The sequence below is a fragment of the Psychrobacillus sp. NPDC096426 genome (assembly GCF_044762745.1).
GTDB lineage: Bacteria > Bacillota > Bacilli > Bacillales_A > Planococcaceae > Psychrobacillus.
The window spans coordinates 1-16,356 of the sequence record NZ_JBIWEX010000027.1 but is presented as its reverse complement, the minus strand read 5'-3'; the positions used below and the strand labels follow the sequence as shown (position 1 = coordinate 16,356).

Sequence of the window (16,356 nt, the reverse complement as noted above, 5' to 3'; positions counted from 1 at the left end):
GAAAGGAAAACCTTCTTCAGCAGTACCTTTTTTCATTTCATGTAAAATAATCCACCATTTACAATGTCGATTTTTATTTTTTGCTCGTATTGTTCTTCCATTGCTTTTTTCTCCATTTCATAACATTCTGGCTTGTCTTCTATTCCTTTGTAAAAGTGCTCTAATATGATTTGATCCTTTTGCCATCTACCTTTTGCTTCTTCCGCCCATGCGTGATCTTCCTGTTGTATTATATTTTCAATTACAGCATCTAATCTATCTAGCGCACGGATAGGCTTAATAATATATGGTAATAGAAATGCCCGTTCAGACTTCTGTGTATCCAACTCTTTTGTAGCTAACGACTCCTGAAAACCGTTTATAACCTCACCAGTCATTAAATTTATGCCTAAAGAATGAAGCATTTCCTTCGTTCGGTCACAATAATAAGACACTTTATAATTCACCCCTAGCCATGGGGTTAAAATAGGTTTCGTTTCCAAGTTGTTTAATACACGTTCATACATTTGTACATAGGCACCTAGCTCTTTCGTCGTTTGAAAAAGCTGATTTAGCCTAGGAGAACCGAAATGTACCACTTCTCCTTTCATATTCTTACTTATTTTATTTTGGTCGGTGATTAAAGTTAATTGGGCCGGGTCTGGTACACCGTTTGTATTTTCTATATACTGCCAATGAAAAGGACGATTCATAATTTTTTTATCCATATCCACTGTTAATTGAACCGTCATGTAGTGCTCATTACCATCTACTATTTCACAATTATTTTCTTTGAAGAATTTCTGTAAGTAATCGTGAACTTGCTGTGGATACATATTGGTCCTCCTCAAATTGTCTTCTTAAAAGTTGATAAAATATCGTCCAGCTCCCCTACTACTTTTTCAAAGACATCTAATTTAACGTAAAGTAAATCTAAAATATCTTTTTCAATTGTATTTTCGATCGCTAAATTGTAAATATGAACATCATGTTCTTGCCCTAATCGATGGACACGTCCAATTCGTTGTTCTAGTTTCATCGGATTCCACGGCAAATCATAATTTATGACGTGATGACAAAATTGGAGGTTAATCCCTTCTCCACCGGACTCAGTTGCTATTAACACTTGAAATTTTTCTTTAAAAAGATGCTTCATATATTCTCTTTTGCTCTTATTAAACTGCCCGTTGAAGGGTACACTTGTGATGCCCTTGGAATTTAAATACCACTGTAAGTAAACTTGACTGGCTTTATATTCTGTAAAGATAATGACCTTATCGTTTGCTTCGGAAATAATCTCATACACTTTTTCTGCCTTCGAATTTATTTCCAATCCCATTAGTTTTTGAATAATACCGTCAACGAAGTCAATTTCCTCTTGGTTGGTACAGTTTTGACGCATTTTTGTTAATGTCAAATAAGTTGCTTCTTTACTGCTACACATTTCCTTTTGCAAAGTAATCATCGAAAATGCACCCGAAAAGACAGACGAGACATTTTTAAGCTCTAATAACAAATCATAAACTTCTCTTTCTTCATCCGTAAACTCAATTGGAATAGTTTGAACACGACGACTTGTCCATTCAATACCAGTCTCTTCTCTTCTATTTCTTACCATTACTTGATTAACCAATTCTCTTAAGTATTCATCGTGTTCCAGACTGTGTTTACTAGCAGAAAATGAGGATTGAAATGTCTCGTAATTACCTAGATGGCCCGGCTTAAGCAGAGAAATGAGGTAAAATAGTTCGAATACGTTATTTTGAACAGGGGTTGCTGTTAACAACAAACAAAACTTTTTCTTCAAACCTTGAACAAACTCGTAAATTTTCGTTTTGTGGTTTTTAAGTTTATGTGCTTCGTCAATAATAATCATGTCATAATTTTGTGCATATATAAGTTCTTTATGTGGGCTTTTTTTGGCGGTATCCATACTCATGACAACTACATCGTAGTAATCGATTGGTGTATTTTTTTTGTAGGCAATTGCGGGAATGTAAAACTTGTAGTTCAATTCTTCCACCCATTGATTGATCAAAGAAGCTGGTGCCAAAATTAATACTTTCTTTACGAGCCCACGGATGAGATATTCTTTTAATATCAATCCTGCTTCAATCGTTTTACCGAGACCAACCTCATCTGCGAGAATCGCTTTTCCATTCATCCTAGAGATAACCGTTTCTGCCACTTCTAATTGGTGAGCTAGTGGGGTAAGGTTTGGTAAGTATTTAGGTGATTGAAGACCAGAAAAATCCGTAATGAGGTTGGCTTTTACTACTTCATAACTCATCTTATATAATGTCCAATTATCCCATGGTTCCTGATTTTCTACTCTATTTATGAAACCTTCTTTCCATTCAGACGACCTTTCAATTATCATGAACATCACCTCATGCAGCTTTCTTCTTTCACTTAGATTGTCCAAAAAAGAAGCACCTATGTTCATATAAACGAGATAAGTTTGGCAATTAAAAAAGATGGAGAATTTTTCTCCATCTTTTTACTAATTATTATGAATAACCGTTTTTTCGCGCATTCTCTTCATCGATAATCTCTTTTCTAAAGCCTTCAAGACTCTTTTCACGACGTTCATTTTTCTGTTTGAGTGCCTCTCGTTCCTTACCATTAGTATAAGCCATTAATTCTTCAGCTGCTTCCATATTGTCCTTTGTATTCTTCACCATATCTTGAAGCTTTTCTACATTATCAGAACGATCATCTGGCTTTGGAGTGTTTTTAGTCATTTTTATTCCTCCTTCTTTTTAAATAAGGTCATACGTCAATTATCGTCCCCATTCAAACTAAAACTATTCAGTATAACTAACAAAAAAACGTTTTAAATAGCATGAATTAAATCAACAATTCTGGAAAAGATAGAAGAGGAAAAATACTACAAAAGAGGCGAAGATGATATGTCAATGGAATGGTTTAACAGAGTAGCTAGTGAGCTTCAGGAACAATTGGAATCCATTTGCGAGGAATATGACAAACGTGGACATATGAGTATAAATCAGGCTTCAAAGCATCCACGAATTGAATTTTTTGTCGAAACGGATATAGATGAAAGAGAATATTTTTTTACTCTGTTTTTCGACCCTTATAATGAAGAATTTTACGAAGAGAGTTTTGATACAATACTCCAACAACCAACAAGAATTATTTTAGATGATATTATGGATATAATTGAGGCCGTTCATGAAAGATTTCATGAATCTATGGACGATGACGACGATTATTATGATTTAGAAGAGGAATACGAAGTGCTAGATGGTGAAATTACGCTAGAAGAAATTGACGTTGAATGGGAAACTCCAGAAGTTACTGCTTTCTATATTGAGGATAAGATTGAAGTAACCTATCAATTTGGTATCGACAGCGCAAATGGAGATGGCGTTCTACGAAGAGTTAACCGTATCTGGACGGAAGACTCCGAGTTCTTCGAGGACGAAAGTAACTTTAGCTTTAAAAAAGAAGAGGGAAGTACGATCATCGCAATGATTGCCAGCCATCTGGATAAAATGGTAGGCTACGAAGAAATTATAAACGAGTAAATTAGGATGGCATCTCTAGTTAGAGGTGCTTTTTTAATTAAATAGTTTATATTAGTAAAATAAAACAATTAAAATGCTTTTTTAAATTTATATAAAAAAAGCATTGCATTTATCAGGAAGGCAGTTTATAATATAATATGTCGCTGATAATTATTAGTGAAACATACAAGTAACACGGAGGAATACCCAAGTCTGGCTGAAGGGATCGGTCTTGAAAACCGACAGGCGGGTCATACCGCGCGGGGGTTCGAATCCCTCTTCCTCCTCCATTTTTAAAATCATTAGTAAGTATACTATTATCGCGGGGTGGAGCAAATCGTCAAACGAAGATGACGATTAACACCGATGCAGACGTAGTCGAAGCAGGTGTCCTACTTTCTTCTAGTGTAGCAATTTGATGTTTGTAAGTATATTATTATCGCGGGGTGGAGCAGTTCGGTAGCTCGTCGGGCTCATAACCCGAAGGTCACAGGTTCAAATCCTGTCCCCGCAACCAAATGGTCCCGTGGTGTAGCGGTTAACATGCCTGCCTGTCACGCAGGAGATCGCCGGTTCGATCCCGGTCGGGACCGCCATTTTTTATAAATTTATTAGTTTGAGATTTAGGATAAGCAAACATCTTTTTGTCAGCTTAGCGTAAATCGAAGCGGCTCAGTAGCTCAGTCGGTAGAGCAAAGGACTGAAAATCCTTGTGTCGGCGGTTCGATTCCGTCCTGAGCCACCATAATAATGCGGGTGTAGTTTAGTGGTAAAACCTCAGCCTTCCAAGCTGATGATGAGAGTTCGATTCTCTTCACCCGCTCCAATTTTAAAATGTTAACCTTTCTAAGTATTTAACTTATGAATGGTTATTTTTTTTTGCCCTAAATAAGTAATAATTTAAGCTAGTTGAAAGGAAAAACGCTTATCACTAGCAAATTGACCATTCACGTAAGTACGTTCTGCAAATGTTACTTGATTAGTATGATCCACTAATATAATCGTGGAGCAACGAGTACCGTAATTAGGTATTTTGATAAATAGCGCCGATAAACTCCGCTCGAGTTCAATACCGACTCCTGTATTTGGTAGGTCTTCATCCAAAGCCATTTCTGCGTCAGTCATGATTGCAAACAGTTCATCTAATTGAACTTCTTTCTTCTTTAAACTATATGCTTTTAAACTATCCCTTCCCTTAACCACTTTTGGCCACGCTGTATTCAAAAATTTATTGCTCAATCCATGTGTTCCCGGATCAATCTCTGTAATTTCACCCTCTACGTTATTATAATAGTAAAGTTTCCCTGGATTACCTAAAATCAAGTTGAACCCATTGTACTTTTCTTTGTTCCTATCTAAAGAATGAAGATATTCCTCTGATGAAAGATTACCAACCAAAAAATTTAGTACAATTTCACCACGTGAAGTCTTCCCATCCCCTACTTCGAGAGGATTGCGATAATTAGTTAATGCCGCAAATTTCCCTTCTTTTGTAATACCTAGCCAAGTTCCTAATCCGACTAAATCTCGACCAGCTAATAAATTCGGGGCATCCTCCCAAAAGTGTGCGGGTTCCGTTTTCCGATCATAAAACTCATCCCGATTTGCCACAACGATCAATTTATAGTTTGGGTGGTCGTGAAATTGAAAATTGATTAAACACATTTGTAACCCTCTCTTCCTTTTTCATCTTTAGATTTTATAATATTTAGTAGTCATCTTACTAGATTCCTTATATAGTTATCACTATACATTACTTCATACAAAAGGAGGGATTATTTTGGTATCATCGAAAGACGTAGCAAAGCACGCAGGGGTCTCTCAAACGACTGTTTCACGTGTTTTAAATTCTCCGGAATTTGTTAAAAAGCCTACTTTTGATAAAGTTATGAAAGCAATCAACGATCTAAACTATGTCCCAAATGGACATGCACGTTCTCTCGTACAAAATAAAACCGGTACGATTGCTCTTTTATCAGGGCCACTACACAATCCATTTTTTGTTGACACGACATCTGCCATCGTCAATTATGCCACTGAAATGGGTTACCGTGTTAATGTACAATTCGTGAATGACGAAAAGTTAAATGAAGCATACGCAACTGCCATCGAGCATAAGGTTGACGGTGTTATTTTATCATGTATATTATTAGACGATCCGATATTCGATAAACTTTCTCGAATGGATATTCCTTTTATTACATATAATCGAAAACATAAAAAGAATGAGTATTTTGTAGAAATCAATAATTACGAAGCAGGTTATTTATCAGCAAAGCATATGATTGAACAAGGTCATACAGCCATTGCGTGGGTTGGTGGAACATTGTCTGTTAGTACATTCAACAACCGGTATCTTGGATTCCTTCAAGCGATGAAAGATTATAAATTACCTCTACCTAAACAGTATATTTTTAATACAGACACTTCCAAACAAGATATTTCACATGCTTTTCATGAATTAATGCAACTGGAACATCGCCCGACCGCTATTTGCGCGGGTGCAGATTCTCTTGCTTTATATTTAATAGACATTGCAATTCAAGAAGATTTCACTATCCCAGAAGATATTAGTATCATCGGAATTGATAATGTGGATTTGAGTAGACACGGTTTGGTTCAACTTACTACTGTCGGTAGCATCTCCGAGCAAAACCTTGGTTATTTAGCTATTTACAAGTTAATTGAAATGATTGAAAATAAAAAAAATAGTTGCATACAAATCACTGAATCTGTTAAAGTGTTTGATAGAAGCACGACGCGGAAAGTATAAAACAAACTTTTAAAAGGTTTGTTTTATATTTATCGCCAAAATGAATACGTAACCATTTTTCATAGAATATTTTTTCTTCATAAATGGTTACGCATTCATTTCAGATTTTAACTTCCATTTTTTTATTCAGTTTTGTAAGGGGTTTCATTTGATGACAGGGGGAGAAATTAGTTTATGAAATGGAAAGATAGGAAATATGGAGAAGAGGCTCCATACATACCAGCAGGACCTTTTAAAATTCGTTTACCTTTTATTCATTATCGTTTTGAATGGCCAGACTATGTTCAAGGACTACTTATGTGTGCGGTTGATTTATCAGCGATTCCGCTATTAACCAGCTTGCTTGGAATGCCATTTGAAGTAGCTCTAGCAATTGTCATTTTAAACGGACTTTTCTATTTGACTCACCATTTACTTGGTGACCCAGTTGTACCCGGTTGGATTACACCAGCAATTCCGTTAATCGTACTATACTGTCAACAGTTCCCTGAAGGACCAGAACGAGTTCATTCGCTAATTGCCTTCCAGTTGACGCTTGGTTTGCTCTCCATATTCCTTGGTGCGACAGGCTTAGCGACAAAAGTAGTTCAATTAATTCCTTCGGCTATGAAATCAGGAATTATCCTTGGTGCAGGTTTAGCGGCAGTTATTTCTGTCTTCCAAATAGGTGGTAAATTTGACGATTTTCCTTGGACAATTACAATTGCAATAGGAATTGGTTTCTATCTTTTATTCTCTAAACATTTTGCTACATTCCAAAAAAGCAACCCATTCTGGGGTACGATTGCTAAACTAGGAATCTTCCCAGTTATCATTATCGCGGTAATTATTGCACCATTGTTTGGTGAAGCATCTTGGCCAAAAATTGAATGGGGTTTTTCATCTCCAGATTTCATAACATTGTGGAATGAATACACAATATTTGGGTTAGGTTTACCACCATTACTCATGTTCGTTACTGGATTACCTACAGTTTTTGCAGCGTATATTGTACTATTTGGAGATGTATTACAAAACAAAGTATTAGTTGCAGATGGAGCTGCTGCCCGTCCAGATGAAAAACTTGAGTATCAGCCTAGCCGCGCACACTTAATCTTCGGTTTGCGTAACAGTTTCATGAGTATTTTAGGTCCAGACGTTACAATGTGTGGTCCGAACTGGACAGCAATGCAAGTAGTAATGATAGAGCGTTATAAAAAAGGGCGTAAAGCGATGGATTCGTTCTTTGGAGGAATTGGATCATTCCGTTGGGGTACGAATACAGGTTTACTCTTACTACCAATCGTTAGCTTAGTACAACCAATCTTAGGTGTTGCTTTAGCGTTAACTATGTTAATTCAAGGTTACGTAAGTGTGAAAGTTGGTGTACTTGAAGCGCGCAGCCAAACAGATTTAGGTATCGCAGGCATTATTGCTGCTGTTCTTTGTATCAAAGGTGCTACATGGGCTTTTGCTGTAGGTATTCTACTTTGTTTATTAATTTACGGTAAAAACTTCTTCAAAGGAGAAGTTGATAATACATTTTCCAAAGATCAACAATCAGTTACAGAAAAAGCATAAAAGGAGAGGATGGTTCGATGAACAAACAATACTACGTAAATGGTGAATGGAAGTCTTCAGAAAAAAATGCGGAACTAAAGTCGCCACACACAAAAGAAGTCATTGCACACATTCCACAAGCGACTCGCGAAGAGGTAGAACAAGCAATCGAGGTGGCCGATGCTTCGAAAAAACAAATGGCAGAGCTTACTGCGTATGAACGTGCGGGAGTTTTGGAGCATATCTCTCAATTATTTGCCGACAATCGTCAAAAAGCCGCTGAAATAATTTCGTTAGAAGCTGCTAAACCGATTAAGTATGCATTAGGTGAAATTGATCGCACAATCGAAACATATAAGTTTGCAGCAGAAGAGGCAAAACGGTTGACTGGTGAAATGATTCCGATGGATGCTGCGAAAAACGGAGCAAATCGATTTGGCTACACAATTGAACAGCCGATAGGAGTAATTGGGGCCATTACACCTTTCAACTTTCCGCAAAATTTAGTTGCACATAAAGTAGGACCGGCAATTGCAGCTGGTAACACTATTGTTTTGAAGCCAGCATCGCAAACTCCCCTTTCAGCACTATTTTTAGCTGAATTGATTGACCAAACAGCTTTACCTAAAGGTGCCTTTAATGTCATTACAGGTAGTGGTAAAACGGTTGGCGATGCTTTAGTTGAAAGTGATAAAGTGAAAATGATTACGTTCACTGGTAGTCCTGCTGTTGGTATCGGCATTCGCAATAAGGCAGGTTTGAAGAAAGTTGCACTTGAGTTGGGTTCAAACGCTGGGCTAATTATCGACAAAGGCGTTGATTTATCTCAAATTGTACCTAAGTGTGTCATGGGTGCCTTCTCCAACCAAGGTCAAGTTTGTATTTCTCTGCAGCGTACGTATGTAATCGATGAATTATTTGAAGAATTTATTAAACAATTTACTGCAGCAACAAAGCAACTTGTTATTGGAAGCCCATTCGAAGAATCGACGGATATTTCTGCAATGATTCATCCTAGTGAGCAAGATCGTGCTATTGATTGGGTAGAGGAAGCAGTTCAAAACGGGGCCGAAATTGTAACAGGTGGCACAACTGAAAATGGTGTTTTCATGCCAACGATTCTGACCAATGTATCCTCCACTTCTAAAGTATCTTGCCAGGAAGTATTTGCACCAATCGTTGTAGTTAACCGTATTTCATCCGTTGAAGAAGGCATTGCAGCGATTAACGATTCCAATTACGGTCTTCAAGCAGGTATATTTACGAACGACATTCAAACAGCTTTCCTGGCTTCTAAACAATTAGAAGTTGGTGGTGTCTTGATAAATGATATTCCAACATACCGCGTGGACCAAATGCCATATGGTGGTGTGAAAGAAAGCGGTACGGGTAAAGAAGGGTTGAAATACGCAATTCATGAAATGACAGAAACAAAACTAGTTGTTTGGAATCACAATTAAGGAGTGAACAGCATGTCTGAAAAAATTACATTCACACCAATAAGCTATACCGGCTGGGATTCACTATCTCACCTACTAGACGAAGTAAATCGCTTTAACGTAAAAAAGATTCTTGTCATTACAGATCCGTTTTTAAAAGATATCGGTTTAACTAATAAAGTTGTAGAACCTCTAGAAAATGCTGGCTACTCTACTGAAGTATATACAGAAGTAGTACCCGAACCACCGTTAGCAATTGGTGAAAAGCTTGTTGCATACACTCGTGACAACGAATTTGATATGGTTATTGGCGTGGGTGGCGGTAGTGCATTAGATTTAACAAAGCTCGCAGGTGTATTAGCATCGCATGAAGGTAACGTCGCTGATTATTTAAATTTAACTGGAACAAAACAAATTACGAAAAAAGGGCTTCCTACAATCTTAATCCCGACTACTTCAGGGACAGGTTCAGAAGTAACGAACATTTCTGTATTGTCACTGGAAACAACAAAAGACGTTGTAACTCATGATTACTTATTAGCTGACGTGGCAATTGTAGATCCTGCTTTAACTATCTCTTTACCACCAAAAGTAACTGCCGCTACAGGTGTCGATGCACTAACTCATGCAGTGGAGGCTTATATCTCGAAAAATGCGAGCCCTATTTCTGATGCTCTTGCTCTACAGGCAATTCGCTTAATCAATAATGCTATTCGTACTGCTGTATCAAATGGCGAAGACAAGCAAGCTCGTACGGATATGAGCTACGGAAGCTATCTTGCTGGTCTTGCGTTCTTTAATGCAGGCGTTGCAGGCGTTCATGCATTAGCATACCCACTAGGTGGTCAATTCCATATAGCACACGGTGACTCAAACGCCGTATTACTTCCATATGTAATGGGCTATATTCGCCAAAGCTGTGAAAAACGCATGAAAGATATTTACGACGCCATGGGCTTTAGCTCTACTAATCTTTCCCAAGAGCAAGCTTCTTATAAATGTGTTGCCGAATTAAAACGTTTAGTAGAAGATGTTAATATTCCATCTACATTAAAAGGCTTTAACATTACAGAAGATGCACTAGAAAGTCTAACGAATGACGCGATCGATCAAAAACGTATTTTAGCACGTAGTCCTATGCCATTACTAAAAGACGATATTTTCGCGATTTATAAAGCAGCTTTTGATGGGATTATTGTTGAAAAATAAATAAAAACTAAAATAATCACCCATTTGAGTAGTGGCTCAAATAGGTGATTATTTTATCTTCCTGTGCGCGATATTTTGTAAATTTGATTAGCTACTGGCATAGCTTCAAAACGATGGTAAAACATTGGAAGAACAAGACCTACATAGTCATCTAGAAATCTATGCTCTTTTCTTTCCTCAATCAATACTCTATATTTAGCTGAGGCATTTACTTTAAGATTTTCACTTATAGGAGAGATACTAATCGTCTCTATATGTTGAAGTATTGAAGTATTTGACTGCAATATTTCCTCGACTTTTTTGGGATAGTCTTTTGAATTTGCCAATTCTATCACAAAATGTACTACTGTTATCACTTCAATCACTTGATAACCTCCATGAATCAAAATGATCGTACCATTTATATGGAACCATAATACTATGCAAAAATAAGAAAATCAACATACATAAGGAATATGCATTCTAATCATTGAAGAGAGTTAACTCACATCATGCACAGTTAAGAGCTCATCTATTGAAATACTACCCAATAATGTATGTATTTCTGTTAAAATGAGTATAGTTAAATATTAGAACTGGAATGGTGAATAAACATTGAAAACGTTCAAAAAAATGTATATCGAAATCACAAGTGTATGTAACCTTGCATGCAGCTTCTGCCCTCCTACTGCAAGGAAGGCAAATATCCTCAAAGTAGATAAGTTTAATGAAATACTTGATCAGATCAAACCACACACGAAATATATTTATCTACATGTGAAAGGAGAGCCCCTTCTTCACCCTAGAGTCGATCAGTTATTAGATGCGGCACATGCCAAAGGATTTAAAGTAAATATAACAACAAATGGGACACTACTGAAAAAGAATAGACATAAATTGTTAGGTAAACCAGCATTACGACAAATGAACTTTTCTCTCCATAGTTTTGATGGACATGAAGGCTCCACCGACCGCGAAGGATACCTAGCGGAAATTCTTTCATTTGCAAAAGAAGCCGCTGCGCAAGGGGTCCTCATCTCATTCCGCTTATGGAATTTAGACCCGGTTCATGCAACAAGCGAACAAAAGAGAAAAAACCAAGAAACATTAGACATCTTAGAAAAAGAATTTAACTTAGATTACAAAATTGAAGAAAAAGTTGTTCCTGGTAGTGGAGTTAAAATTGCAGACCGCATTTATATTAACCAAGACCATGAATTCCAATGGCCAAGTTTACTAGCTCCGGAAGATGACGGAAAAGGTTTTTGTCATGCCCTACGCAGCCAAGCAGCCATTCTTGTCGATGGTACAGTCGTACCTTGCTGTCTAGACGGAGAAGGTGTGATTGACCTCGGTAACATTAATGACAAACCTTTCTCAGAAATTATCGAAGGAGAAAGAGCAAATAATCTTTATGATGGATTTTCTAGAAGAGAAGCTGTGGAAGAAATGTGTAGGAAGTGCGGTTACCGGAAGAGATTTGGAGCTTAAGCTTCTTTCTAAAATAATGTAATTAAATCCTCATAAGTAGCCATCCAATCGAACGAAATTGCTCGATTGGATGGCTATTTTCTATTCACCACTAGTATTGACTGCGGTCTATGACTTCTCTCGCTTGCTCTACAACAGGTAAATCAACCATTTTACCATCCTGTTCAAAAACGCCTTTCCCCACTTTTTTGTATGTTTCATAGGCGGTTACAATTTGATGTGCTTTTTCAACTTCCGTTTGTGTAGGTCTAAATACATCATTAACTATACTAATTTGACTTGGATGTATAACAAGTTTCCCTTGAAAGCCTAATTCTTTGATAAGTTTCGTTTCTCTTGTTAATCCTTCAGTATCTTTAAAGTCACTAAATACAGTATCGATAGGACTTTCTATACGTGCTGCTCTAGAGGCTATGACAAGTTGAGAACGTGCAAATAATAATTCTAAACCATTGGTAGTGAGTTCACCTTTAATATCTAATGTGAAATCTATTGATCCGAATGCTAAAGATCGAATTCTCTTACTGGAACTAGCGATATTAAAAGCATTATGAACACCTAATTTCTTATGTGCATATGACCCTGAAGAACCATATCCAGATATTCCACAAATTATTAATCCAGGATACTTATTTAATAAATCAGAACTCTTAAACCCTAAACGATCCATGGCACCTGGGGCTAAGTTTTGGATGAAAACGTCTGCTTTACTTAGTAAACTATCTAATATTTCCTTACCTTCCTCTTGTTTTAAGTCAATGCAGAATGCAGATAGATTCTTTTGAACGATTAAGCCAAACAAAATGACTGGCCATTCCTTTCACTTCAGAATCGTAGTGTCGCGCAAAATCTCCTGTATCTGGCCTTTCTACTTTAATAACTCTTGCCCCTAAGTCGGCTAGTTGTCTGCTGGCAAAAGGGGCTGCAACAGCTTGTTCTACAGTTACGACTGTAATCCCTTCTAACGGTAACATTTCAAATTCCTCCAGTTACTTTTATTGATCCTAATCAAATACGCCTCGGCGTATTTGCGCCCAGATTTTATCGAGCTCGCTTGATAAAAATCTGTGGCATCCGCCGGAAGCTTTAACTTTATTCAGCAAAAAACATTTGCTGAATGAAGTTAAAATGGAATCACTCCTATGAGTAACGCAACGATAGTCATCACAATGGTACTCCCAAACGCCCACACAAAAGTATGCTTTTGATGTTGACCTAAACTTACACCTGAAAGGCCGAGTAAAACAAAAACAGAAGGATTTAAAGGACTTAAAGAAAATCCTGTAGTTCCGTTACCTAGTAGAGCAGCCTTTCCAATAACCAATGGATCAATTCCAAAGTTTACAGCAGTCTCGCTTAATATTGGAAGAACTCCATAATAGAAAGCATCCGGTGAAAATACCAAACTAAGTGGCATGCTCAATACCGCTACAACAACAGGTAAATGACTGCCTAACCAATCAGGAATAATAGATACAGTCGTCAAAGCCATCGCTTCTATCATTTTCGTTCCAGTTAAAATACCTGTAAATATACCCGCTGCAAATATTGTCGATACAACTGAAACCATACTAGTTGCATGTGACGCAAATTGTTCTTGCTGAGATTTTACATCTCTACAGTTTACTAACAGTGCAATTGCAAAAGCTATCATGAATAAAACAGATGGCGGGATAATATCTATAATTAATACTGTTATCAGTAATACAGATAATAATAAATTGAACCAAAAAAGTTTTGGAAGCTTAACTTCCTTTATTTCAATACTAGCAGCAAGTTCTGCATAGACCTGACCATTAAAACTAAGCATCCCAAGTCTTTTTCTTTCTTTTTTCCCAAAAATAAAAGCTACAAAAACTACCCAAATCATACCGGCTAGCATTGGAATAATTAATGGATTAAATAGTTCGGAAGCTTCCGCATCTAAAGTTACCAACGCTCTAGCTAAAGGACCTCCCCAAGGAATAATGTTCATTACTCCAGCTCCTAAAGCTACTACTCCAACCAAGACGACTATATTCATTTTTAAACGCTTGTATACTGGTAATAACGCTGTCATCGTAATCATAAAAGTAGCAGAACCATCACCATCTAAAGCAACAATTAACGTAATAATAGCCGTTGCCACTACAATTTTTAATGGATCGCCTTTTGCAAACCTCAATAAGGTTGAAATCATTGGATCAAACAGACCTTTATCTATCATTAAACCAAAATATAAAATAGAGAAACCTATCATGATCGCGGTAGGCGCAACCTTTATGATACCGGCTAGCATCATTTCTCCCATTTCCATTCCAAAACCAGCTATAAGCGCGAAAACAATAGGTATAATAATAAATGCTATTAATACCGATACTCGGTTAGTCATAACCAACAATAAAAATATACCAATCATAAGAAAGCCCAAAATCGCCATAAACAAATCCCCTTTATATGAAAACAACCCATCCCAAGTTATTTTTATAATTTTATATTCTTTATTTTATGTAGATGTCCTGTTAAGTCTCTGTCAGTGAAACTTTTTATTAACTCTACACATTCCATCAATTTAGAAAGATCAATCCCTGTCTCAATGCCCATTTCATGAAGCATAAATACAAAGTCTTCTGTTGAATCATTACCAGCTGCTCCTGGAGCGAAAGGACATCCCCCTAGACCTCCTATAGAAGTGTCAAAAGAAGCTATTCCAGCTTGTAAAGCGGCTAATGCGTTAGCTTTTGACAATCCATAAGTATCATGAAAATGTGCTGTAATTTTAGCCTTTGGTGACTTATCTAACACAGTAGAAAATAATTCAAATACTTGTTTTGGATTCGCTCTTCCAACTGTATCGCATAAAACAATTTCATCTACCGAAAAGCTTTCTAACAGATCAACTACTCTAAGTACATTCTCCATAGGTACGTACCCTTCAAACGGACAATAAAATGCTGTTGAAATATCAAACCGGATAAATTTTTCTTGTTCTTTAGCACGTTCCACAACATTCGATAATTGTGAAATGGATTCCGCTATAGACATCCGCACGTTTTTATTATTGAACGTTTCACTTGCAGCTACAAACAATGCAATGTCATTTACACCTATTTCTTCTGCTATTTGATAACCCCTAAGATTCGGTATTAGAGCCATTTGCTGAACACCATTATCTTTTTGTATGTTATTAAATACTTCCTCCGAATCAGCCATTTGCGGAACGTGTTTTGGAGATACAAAAGAAGTAACCTCCATTCTTTTAATACCTGTTGTGCTAAGCAGATTTACTAGTTCTATTTTACTTTCAGTGGGAATCATTACTTTCTCATTTTGTATTCCATCTCTAGGTCCAACTTCTATTATTTCAACAAACTTTGGAGTATTCATCTATTCACCTCATAGTCTATTATTCTATAATGCCTTTGTTTTTCAGTTCTTGAATATACTCATTGTCAAAACCTGGTATACTCTTTAAAACTTGTTCTGTATGTTTACCAAGTGTTGGACCAGCCCATTCAATACTCCCGGGCGTTTTGCTTAGTTTTGGTACAATACCAGGTACTTTTAGCGTCCCTAATCCATCTACTTCCAAATCATAAATCATATCTCTAGCTAGGTAATGCGGATCTTTCATAATATCACTGACACTATAAATTGCTCCCGCTGGAATATTATTTTTATTTAAAATAACTAATGCATCCTCTAACGAATGCTGTTTGGTCCAAGACTCTATAATTGAATCTAGATATTCGGAATGTTTTACACGCCCATCGTTAGTCTCATATTTTGGATCATTGCACAGATCTATTCTTTCAATCGCAGTCATAAGTCGTTTAAAGATTCCATCGCCATTTGCTCCTATAACTACATATTTACCATCTCTACACAGGTAGCTATTAGAAGGGGCTATACCAGGTAATGTGCTTCCAGAACGTTCACGTACTATTCCAAATTGATCATATTCAGGTACCGTACTCTCCATCAAACTAAATATAGCTTCATATAAAGCTACATCTATAAATTGCCCATCTCCTCCCTTAACATCCCGATGATAAATAGCCATTAGTGCTCCAATAACAGCATAGAGCGCGGCCACGGAATCACCTAAGCTAATTCCCACTCGTGTAGGGGGTCTGTCTTCATAACCTGTTAAATAACGAATTCCCCCCATCGCTTCACCAATACTTCCAAATCCAGGTTTGTTTTTATACGGCCCATCTTGTCCATATCCAGATACTCTAACCATAATAATTTTTGGGTTTATTTCTTTTAAAGTTTCATAACCAATTCCCCAGCTTTCTAAAGTTCCAGGTTTAAAATTTTCAATAATAACATCTACTTCTTGAACTGACCTAGCGATATGAGACACATATAAAACACCTATTTAGGCTGCCGCAATTCCAAATTCTTTTGGTGTTAGGTAGCCTAATTTTTCTTG

The 16,356-nt window shown here is 36.9% G+C and carries 15 protein-coding genes, 5 tRNA genes and 1 pseudogene; 11 read left to right on the top strand and 10 right to left on the bottom strand.

The genetic code is table 11. The annotated features are described in order from the left end of the window. Positions 1–32 precede the first annotated feature (32 nt). From ACIQYS_RS18700 to tlp, 3 genes and pseudogenes are all read right to left on the bottom strand, one after another. A complete protein-coding gene (locus tag ACIQYS_RS18700) occupies positions 33–815 on the bottom strand; it encodes a YqhG family protein (protein WP_402983308.1) in 783 nt (260 codons plus the stop codon). Then, a pseudogene (locus tag ACIQYS_RS18695) lies at positions 763–2,359 on the bottom strand (DEAD/DEAH box helicase). Before ACIQYS_RS18695 ends, ACIQYS_RS18700 begins: the two are co-directional and overlap by 53 nt. A gap of 130 nt (positions 2,360–2,489) precedes the next feature. Further along, complete coding sequence (gene tlp, locus ACIQYS_RS18690) at positions 2,490–2,723, bottom strand: small acid-soluble spore protein Tlp (RefSeq protein ID WP_402983305.1); 234 nt, start codon at positions 2,721–2,723, stop codon at positions 2,490–2,492. Between the two features lie 168 nt (positions 2,724–2,891). On the opposite strand from tlp, the gene ACIQYS_RS18685 reads away from it, so the two are divergent. The 6 genes from ACIQYS_RS18685 to ACIQYS_RS18660 all read left to right on the top strand — a co-directional run bounded on the left by ACIQYS_RS18685 (position 2,892) and on the right by ACIQYS_RS18660 (position 4,335). Next, entirely contained in the window at positions 2,892–3,530 is a 639-nt protein-coding gene (locus tag ACIQYS_RS18685; protein WP_402983302.1) for a hypothetical protein, read from the top strand. Between the two features lie 176 nt (positions 3,531–3,706). Next, positions 3,707–3,799 (top strand) — tRNA-Ser (locus tag ACIQYS_RS18680). 150 nt (positions 3,800–3,949) lie between these two features. Continuing rightward, positions 3,950–4,026: transfer RNA gene (locus ACIQYS_RS18675), tRNA-Met, on the top strand. 3 nt (positions 4,027–4,029) lie between these two features. After that, positions 4,030–4,105 (top strand) — tRNA-Asp (locus ACIQYS_RS18670). Positions 4,106–4,178: 73 nt separating this feature from the next. Beyond that, positions 4,179–4,254: transfer RNA gene (locus ACIQYS_RS18665), tRNA-Phe, on the top strand. Between the two features lie 7 nt (positions 4,255–4,261). Next, positions 4,262–4,335 (top strand) — tRNA-Gly (locus tag ACIQYS_RS18660). Positions 4,336–4,409: 74 nt separating this feature from the next. On the opposite strand, the gene ACIQYS_RS18655 is transcribed toward ACIQYS_RS18660, so the two are convergent. After that, complete coding sequence (locus tag ACIQYS_RS18655; RefSeq protein ID WP_402983299.1) at positions 4,410–5,174, bottom strand: NRDE family protein; 765 nt, start codon at positions 5,172–5,174, stop codon at positions 4,410–4,412. 115 nt (positions 5,175–5,289) lie between these two features. Between ACIQYS_RS18655 and ACIQYS_RS18650 the strand changes: the two genes are divergently transcribed. From ACIQYS_RS18650 to ACIQYS_RS18635, 4 genes are all read left to right on the top strand, one after another. After that, the gene (locus ACIQYS_RS18650) at positions 5,290–6,282 is read left to right on the top strand and encodes a LacI family DNA-binding transcriptional regulator (RefSeq protein ID WP_402983296.1); all 993 of its coding nucleotides are present in this window, start codon (positions 5,290–5,292) and stop codon (positions 6,280–6,282) included. 174 nt (positions 6,283–6,456) lie between these two features. Next, entirely contained in the window at positions 6,457–7,842 is a 1,386-nt protein-coding gene (locus ACIQYS_RS18645; protein ID WP_402983294.1) for a hypothetical protein, read from the top strand. 17 nt (positions 7,843–7,859) lie between these two features. Then, entirely contained in the window at positions 7,860–9,281 is a 1,422-nt protein-coding gene (locus ACIQYS_RS18640) for an aldehyde dehydrogenase family protein (protein WP_402983291.1), read from the top strand. 12 nt (positions 9,282–9,293) lie between these two features. Continuing rightward, the gene (locus tag ACIQYS_RS18635) at positions 9,294–10,469 is read left to right on the top strand and encodes an iron-containing alcohol dehydrogenase (protein WP_402983289.1); all 1,176 of its coding nucleotides are present in this window, start codon (positions 9,294–9,296) and stop codon (positions 10,467–10,469) included. A 53-nt stretch (positions 10,470–10,522) separates the two neighbouring features. Here the strand turns inward: ACIQYS_RS18635 and ACIQYS_RS18630 are convergent, their stop codons facing one another. After that, positions 10,523–10,834, bottom strand: a complete 312-nt coding sequence (locus tag ACIQYS_RS18630; RefSeq protein WP_402983286.1) for a hypothetical protein — start codon at positions 10,832–10,834, stop codon at positions 10,523–10,525. A 229-nt stretch (positions 10,835–11,063) separates the two neighbouring features. Between ACIQYS_RS18630 and ACIQYS_RS18625 the strand changes: the two genes are divergently transcribed. After that, positions 11,064–11,939, top strand: a complete 876-nt coding sequence (locus ACIQYS_RS18625) for a radical SAM/SPASM domain-containing protein (RefSeq protein ID WP_402825166.1) — start codon at positions 11,064–11,066, stop codon at positions 11,937–11,939. A gap of 91 nt (positions 11,940–12,030) precedes the next feature. Here ACIQYS_RS18625 and ACIQYS_RS18620 read toward each other — a convergent pair whose 3' ends face one another. From ACIQYS_RS18620 to ACIQYS_RS18600, 5 genes are all read right to left on the bottom strand, one after another. Then, a complete protein-coding gene (locus ACIQYS_RS18620) occupies positions 12,031–12,741 on the bottom strand; it encodes an HpcH/HpaI aldolase/citrate lyase family protein (RefSeq protein WP_402983283.1) in 711 nt (236 codons plus the stop codon). Next, positions 12,695–12,913: a CoA transferase gene (locus ACIQYS_RS18615; protein WP_402983280.1), complete on the bottom strand. Its 219-nt coding sequence runs from the start codon at positions 12,911–12,913 to the stop codon at positions 12,695–12,697. The genes ACIQYS_RS18620 and ACIQYS_RS18615 overlap by 47 nt, the downstream gene beginning before the upstream one ends. A gap of 149 nt (positions 12,914–13,062) precedes the next feature. Next, positions 13,063–14,358, bottom strand: a complete 1,296-nt coding sequence (locus tag ACIQYS_RS18610) for a CitMHS family transporter (protein ID WP_402983277.1) — start codon at positions 14,356–14,358, stop codon at positions 13,063–13,065. A 44-nt stretch (positions 14,359–14,402) separates the two neighbouring features. Further along, the gene (locus ACIQYS_RS18605) at positions 14,403–15,305 is read right to left on the bottom strand and encodes a hydroxymethylglutaryl-CoA lyase (protein ID WP_402983275.1); all 903 of its coding nucleotides are present in this window, start codon (positions 15,303–15,305) and stop codon (positions 14,403–14,405) included. Positions 15,306–15,324: 19 nt separating this feature from the next. After that, positions 15,325–16,287 carry a CaiB/BaiF CoA transferase family protein gene (locus tag ACIQYS_RS18600; protein WP_402983272.1) on the bottom strand — a complete coding sequence of 321 codons (963 nt, stop codon included), beginning with the start codon at positions 16,285–16,287 and terminating at the stop codon, positions 15,325–15,327. Positions 16,288–16,356 lie beyond the last annotated feature (69 nt).

What these genes read in the sequence shown, in the direction of transcription:
- ACIQYS_RS18640 (WP_402983291.1), top strand. Translation starts at nt 7,860, where the DNA reads ATGAACAAACAATACTACGTAAATGGTGAATGGAAGTCTTCAGAAAAA.
- ACIQYS_RS18610 (WP_402983277.1), bottom strand. Translation starts at nt 14,358, where the DNA reads ATGGCGATTTTGGGCTTTCTTATGATTGGTATATTTTTATTGTTGGTT.
- ACIQYS_RS18605 (WP_402983275.1), bottom strand. Translation starts at nt 15,305, where the DNA reads ATGAATACTCCAAAGTTTGTTGAAATAATAGAAGTTGGACCTAGAGAT.
- tlp (WP_402983305.1), bottom strand. Translation starts at nt 2,723, where the DNA reads ATGACTAAAAACACTCCAAAGCCAGATGATCGTTCTGATAATGTAGAA.
- ACIQYS_RS18635 (WP_402983289.1), top strand. Translation starts at nt 9,294, where the DNA reads ATGTCTGAAAAAATTACATTCACACCAATAAGCTATACCGGCTGGGAT.
- ACIQYS_RS18645 (WP_402983294.1), top strand. Translation starts at nt 6,457, where the DNA reads ATGAAATGGAAAGATAGGAAATATGGAGAAGAGGCTCCATACATACCA.
- ACIQYS_RS18655 (WP_402983299.1), bottom strand. Translation starts at nt 5,174, where the DNA reads ATGTGTTTAATCAATTTTCAATTTCACGACCACCCAAACTATAAATTG.
- ACIQYS_RS18700 (WP_402983308.1), bottom strand. Translation starts at nt 815, where the DNA reads ATGTATCCACAGCAAGTTCACGATTACTTACAGAAATTCTTCAAAGAA.
- ACIQYS_RS18685 (WP_402983302.1), top strand. Translation starts at nt 2,892, where the DNA reads ATGTCAATGGAATGGTTTAACAGAGTAGCTAGTGAGCTTCAGGAACAA.
- ACIQYS_RS18615 (WP_402983280.1), bottom strand. Translation starts at nt 12,913, where the DNA reads ATGTTACCGTTAGAAGGGATTACAGTCGTAACTGTAGAACAAGCTGTT.